4 protein-coding genes and 1 pseudogene are annotated in these 5015 nt (G+C 68.8%); 2 read left to right on the top strand and 3 right to left on the bottom strand.

The annotated features are described in order from the left end of the window. Positions 1-169 precede the first annotated feature (169 nt). A complete protein-coding gene (argA, locus tag G3O06_RS46460; RefSeq protein WP_174917738.1) occupies positions 170-1549 on the top strand; it encodes an amino-acid N-acetyltransferase in 1380 nt (459 codons plus the stop codon). A gap of 49 nt (positions 1550-1598) precedes the next feature. After that, complete coding sequence (locus G3O06_RS46465) at positions 1599-1874, top strand: oxidative damage protection protein (RefSeq protein WP_006478357.1); 276 nt, start codon at positions 1599-1601, stop codon at positions 1872-1874. Between the two features lie 140 nt (positions 1875-2014). On the opposite strand, the gene G3O06_RS46470 is transcribed toward G3O06_RS46465, so the two are convergent. The 3 genes and pseudogenes from G3O06_RS46470 to G3O06_RS46480 all read right to left on the bottom strand — a co-directional run. After that, positions 2015-3430: an MFS transporter gene (locus G3O06_RS46470; RefSeq protein WP_205820104.1), complete on the bottom strand. Its 1416-nt coding sequence runs from the start codon at positions 3428-3430 to the stop codon at positions 2015-2017. Between the two features lie 103 nt (positions 3431-3533). Continuing rightward, entirely contained in the window at positions 3534-4730 is a 1197-nt protein-coding gene (locus G3O06_RS46475) for a CaiB/BaiF CoA-transferase family protein (RefSeq protein WP_174917736.1), read from the bottom strand. After that, positions 4727-5015: pseudogene (locus tag G3O06_RS46480) on the bottom strand (DNA alkylation response protein); the annotation flags it as partial. The pseudogene G3O06_RS46480 and the gene G3O06_RS46475, both read right to left, overlap by 4 nt.

The raw sequence follows: 5015 nt of genomic DNA on the forward strand, positions 1-5015 counted from the left end.
GCGTGTGCAGGCTTGCCCGCCTGCTGTTCCTGCGGCCGGCGCGGCGGCTGGCCCTGCTGCTGGCGTGCATCGGCCGCACCATCCGGGTGCCGGGCCGACGGCGCTTTGGCCCGCGTCGGCGCGGGACTTTTAGGTACATTCGACATGGGGGCGCATTATAATCCCGCCCATGAATTCCCAAACCGACCTCCCTCCCGCCCAGACCGGCGCCACGACGCCGCCGGTTGCCGACGACTCGGCCGCCAGTCACGCGCAGTTCGTCGACTGGATGCGCTCCGTCGCGCCCTATATCCACAAGTTCCGCAACAGCACGTTCGTCGTGGGGTTTGGCGGCGAGGTGGTGCAGCAGGGGCTGCTGAATGCGCTCGTGTCCGACATCGCGCTGCTGCAGGCGATGGGTATCCAGATCGTGCTGGTGCACGGCTCGCGCCCGCAGGTCGAGGAGCAGCTGAGCCTGCACGGTGTCGAATCCGAGTTTTCGCACGGCCTGCGCATCACCGATGCGCGCGCGCTCGAATCCGCGAAGGAAGCGGCCGGTGAAGTGCGTCTCGACATCGAGGCCGCGATCAGCCAGGGTCTGCCTAACTCGCCGATGGCGCACGCGCACATCAGCGTCGTGTCGGGCAACTTCGTGACCGCACGGCCGGTGGGGATTCTCGACGGGGTCGATTTCGCGCATACGGGCATCGTGCGCAAGATCGACGCCGAATCGATCCGTCATTCGCTCGCGAGCCGCAAGCTCGTGCTGCTGTCGCCGCTCGGCTTCTCGCCGACCGGCGAAGCATTCAATCTGTCGATGGAAGATGTCGCGTCGGCCGCCGCGATCGCGCTGCGCGCCGACAAGATCATCTTCCTGACCGAAGGGCCGGGCATCATCGGCGAGGAAGGCGAGCTGGTTCGCGAAATGTCGCTCGACGCGGCAGCCGACCTCCTCGACTCCGGCAACGTGCAAGGCGACGACGCGTTCTTCCTCAAGCATTCGATCCGCGCGTGCCGCGGCGGCGTGACCCGGGCGCACCTGATCCCGCAAACGCTCGACGGCAGCATGCTGCTCGAACTGTTCCTGCACGATGGCGTCGGCACGATGATCTCGTACGAGAACCTCGAAAGCCTGCGCGAGGCCACGCCGGACGACGTCGGCGGCATCCTGTCGCTGATCGAGCCGCTCGAGTCGGACGGCACGCTGGTGCGGCGCGGCCGTCACCAGATCGAACGCGACATCGACCACTTCTCGGTGATCGAGCACGACAGCGTGCTGTTCGGCTGCGCGGCGCTGTATCCGTACCAGCAGGAGAAGATCGGCGAGATGGCGTGCCTGACGGTCGCGCCGGAAGCGCAGGGCTCGGGCGACGGCGAACGCCTGCTCAAGCGCATCGAGCAGCGCGCCCGCGCGCGCGGCCTCACGCATATCTTCGTGCTCACGACGCGCACCGAGCACTGGTTCCTCAAGCGCGGCTTCGTCAAGGTCAGCGTCGACGACCTGCCGGAAGACCGCCGCAAACTCTATAACTGGCAGCGCAAGTCGCTCGTGCTGATGAAACAGCTCTGAGCGCAGGCACGACTGCCCTCCCCCAGTCCGATTACAGGAGAAGTACACGATGGCTCGAATGATTCAATGCGCGAAGCTCGGCAAGGAAGCCGAAGGCCTCGATTTCCCGCCGCTGCCGGGCGAACTCGGCAAGCGCATTTACGAGAGCGTCTCGAAGGAAGCGTGGCAAGGCTGGCTCAAGCAGCAGACGATGCTGATCAACGAGAACCGCCTGAACATGGCCGACCCGCGCGCGCGCCAGTACCTGATGAAGCAGACCGAGAAGTACTTCTTCGGCGACGGCGCGGACCAGGCGTCCGGCTACGTGCCGCCGACGGAAGGCTGAAGACGCGTCGGCGCGCGGCCGGCGCAAGTTGCCGGCCACTCGCTCCGGAGAAAGCGGCACCGTGTTTCGCACGGTGCCGTTTTCTTTTGGGGCGCGCGTTCGGTGTGTTCGGCCTCGCGCGGGGCGGTATTCCGTGCGGCTCAGCCGGCCGGCTTCAGCGCGCCGCCCTCACCCGGCTGCACGTTCCCGCCTGCAGCAGGTTCCTCGCTGCCGCCTTCGGCGCCCCATTCGGCCGCGTCGCTGCGCTCGGCCGTCGACAGTTCGTCCGCGCGATACCCGGTGCGATTCAGCAGCGCCACCATGCAGACGAGCGACACGAACGCGTAAAGCCCCGACGCAACCGCGACACCGACGATGCTGCCGGTCGCATTGAGGATCGCCTGCGCGAGCACGGGCGTGCCGCCGCCGACGACGAGCGCGCTCAGCTGATACGCGAGCGACAGGCCCGTGTAGCGGATGTTCGCCGGAAACACGCGTGCGAGCACGCCGCCGACCGCGCCATAGAACATCGCCGACGGAATCGTCGAGATGCACATGCCCGCAACGGCCACCCAGTACGAACGCGTCGCGAGCGCATGGAACATCACGGGCATCAGCACGATTTCCGGAATCAGGATCCAGCACATCGCGCGGCGCATGTCGACCTTCGACACGAACCACGCGCCGACCGGCTGCATCAGGAACTGCACGACGAGCGAGATCGACAGGATGCCGAGGAACGTGCCCTGCGCGTAGCCGAGCTCCTTGGTCGCCCACGACAGTGCAAACGTGCTGCGGAAGTACGTGACGTTGATCACCGGCAGCGTGCCGGCCGCGAGCAGCACGACGACCCAGTGATCGCGCACGACGTCGCGCAGCGGCAGCTTCACGGTACGCTTGCGCGCGAGCACGCGCTGCATGTCGGCCGACTCCTCGAGCTTCAGCCGGATCACCATGCCGATGATCACGAGCACGGCCGACAGCAGGAACGGAATGCGCCAGCCCCACATCAGGAATGACGGGGTCGGCAGCGCGCTCAGCGCGAAGAACGCGGCGGTGGCCAACAGGTTGCCGGTGGGCGAGCCCTGCTGCGCGAACGCCGCGTACAGGATGCTGCGATGCTTCGGCGCGTTCTCGCTCGCGATCAGCACCGCACCGCCCCACTCGCCGCCGACCGCGATGCCCTGCAGCACGCGCAGCACGACGAGGCCGGCCGGCGCCCATACGCCGATCTGCGCATAGCCGGGCAACAGGCCGATGCCGGTCGTGGCCAGCCCCATCATCACCAGCGTGATCACGAGCGCGGTCTTGCGGCCGACACGATCGCCGAGATGCCCGAACACGATGCCGCCGAGCGGCCGCGCGGCGAAGCCGGCCCAGAACGTGACGAACGCCAGCAGCGTCGCGACGCCGGGATCCATCGTGCTCGAAAAGAACACCTTGCCGAACACGAGCGCCGCGGCCGTGCCGTAGATGTAGAAGTCGTACCACTCGATCGTGGTGCCGACGAACGCCGCGAAGGCGGCGCGGCCGGGCCGCGGTTGCGGCGCGGCGGCCGGGGATTGCTGACGGCTCATCGATGTCTCCATGTTTGTGTTTCGGGGGCGCGACTGTCGCGCGCCTTTCCCGGGTGGCCGGCATGGCGCCGCCGGCCGGCGGCGTCGTAGCTGCCGAGGGCGCCTAGCCGGGGGCCTCCCTCAGCACGCCGGCGTCGAGCAGTTGCTGCTGGAGCGCGGGATCGACGCCGAGGCGATCGAGCACCGCGCGCGTGTCGCCACCCAGCGCGGGCGGCGGCGAACGATAGGTGGCCGGCGTGCGCGACAACTTCACCGGCGACGCCGTGCCGCGATACGCGCCGATCTCGACGAACAGGTTCCGGTGCAGCGCATGCGGATCGTGCGCGACGTCGGCCACCGTTCGCACCGGCCCGCACGGCACGCCGGCCGCCATCAGGTCGCGCGCGAGCGGTTCGCATGCGTGCGCGGCGAGCCGTGCCTCCAGTTCAGCCTTCAGCTCGGGCCGGTGCGCACAGCGGCTGCGGTTGTCGACGAAGCGCGGATCGCTTGCGAGCGCCGGCACACCGAGATGCGCGACGAGCCGCGCGAACTGCCGGTCGTTGCCGACCGCGAGGAAGATCGGCACGGTCGCCGTGCGGTAGCTGTCGTACGGCGCGATGTTCGGATGCGCGTTGCCGCTGCGCTCCGGCACGCGCCCGGAACCGAAGAAGTTCGGCAGGTGCGGATGCAGCAGCGACACGCCGCAGTCGTACAGCGCGATGTCGATCGACTGCCCGCGCCCGCTCTTCTCGCGCTCCGCGAGCGCCAGCAGGATGCCCGCGAGCGCATTGAGGCCGGTGACCATATCGACGATCGGCAAACCGATGCGCATCGCGTCGCCGTCGCGCTCGCCGTTGACGCTCATCAGCCCGGCCATCGCCTGGATCACCGCGTCGTAGCCGGGCAGGCCGCCGAGCGGGCCGTCGTCGCCGAAGCCCGTCACCGCGCAGTGGATCAGCCAAGGGAAACGCGGCTGCAGGTCGCGTGCGTAGTCCATCCCCCAGCGCGCGAGCGTGCCGGGCTTGAAGTTCTCGACGAGCACGTCGGCCTCGTCGAGCAGGCGCCACAGGATCGCGCGCCCTTCGTCGCGCGACAGGTCGAGCGCAAGCCCTTCCTTGTTGCGATTCACGCCCATGAAATACCAGGCGGTATCGCCGAGGAACGGCGGCCCCCAGCCGCGCGTCTCGTCGCCGTCCGGCGGCTCGATCTTGACCACCGTCGCGCCGTGGTCGGCAAGCGCCTGCGTGCAGTACGGGCCGCCGAGCACACGGCTCAGGTCGACGACCTTCAGGCCGTCCAGTGCGCCACGCGTCGTGCTCATCGTTCGACCTCCGGCAGCAGGTCGAGCGCGGTATCGAGCGCGACCGGCGTGCCGCGCAGCAGCGCATCGTATGCGGCCGATTCGTCGTCGCGTGATGCCGGCGCGAGCGGATCGACCGGCAGCAGCTTGTGGCGCACGACCAGGTGCGCGAGCGCGAGACGCCGGAAATCCGGCGCGAGCCGCGCGCCCTCGCACGCCATCAGCACGGCCGCGCTTGCGTAGTACAGCGCGGACGCGGCCTGCCGCACGCGAGCGTCGTCACCTTCGTCCGCGACCCGCGCGAGC

Source organism: Burkholderia sp. Ac-20345 (assembly GCF_017104825.1).
Taxonomy (GTDB): Bacteria; Pseudomonadota; Gammaproteobacteria; order Burkholderiales; family Burkholderiaceae; genus Burkholderia; species Burkholderia lata_B.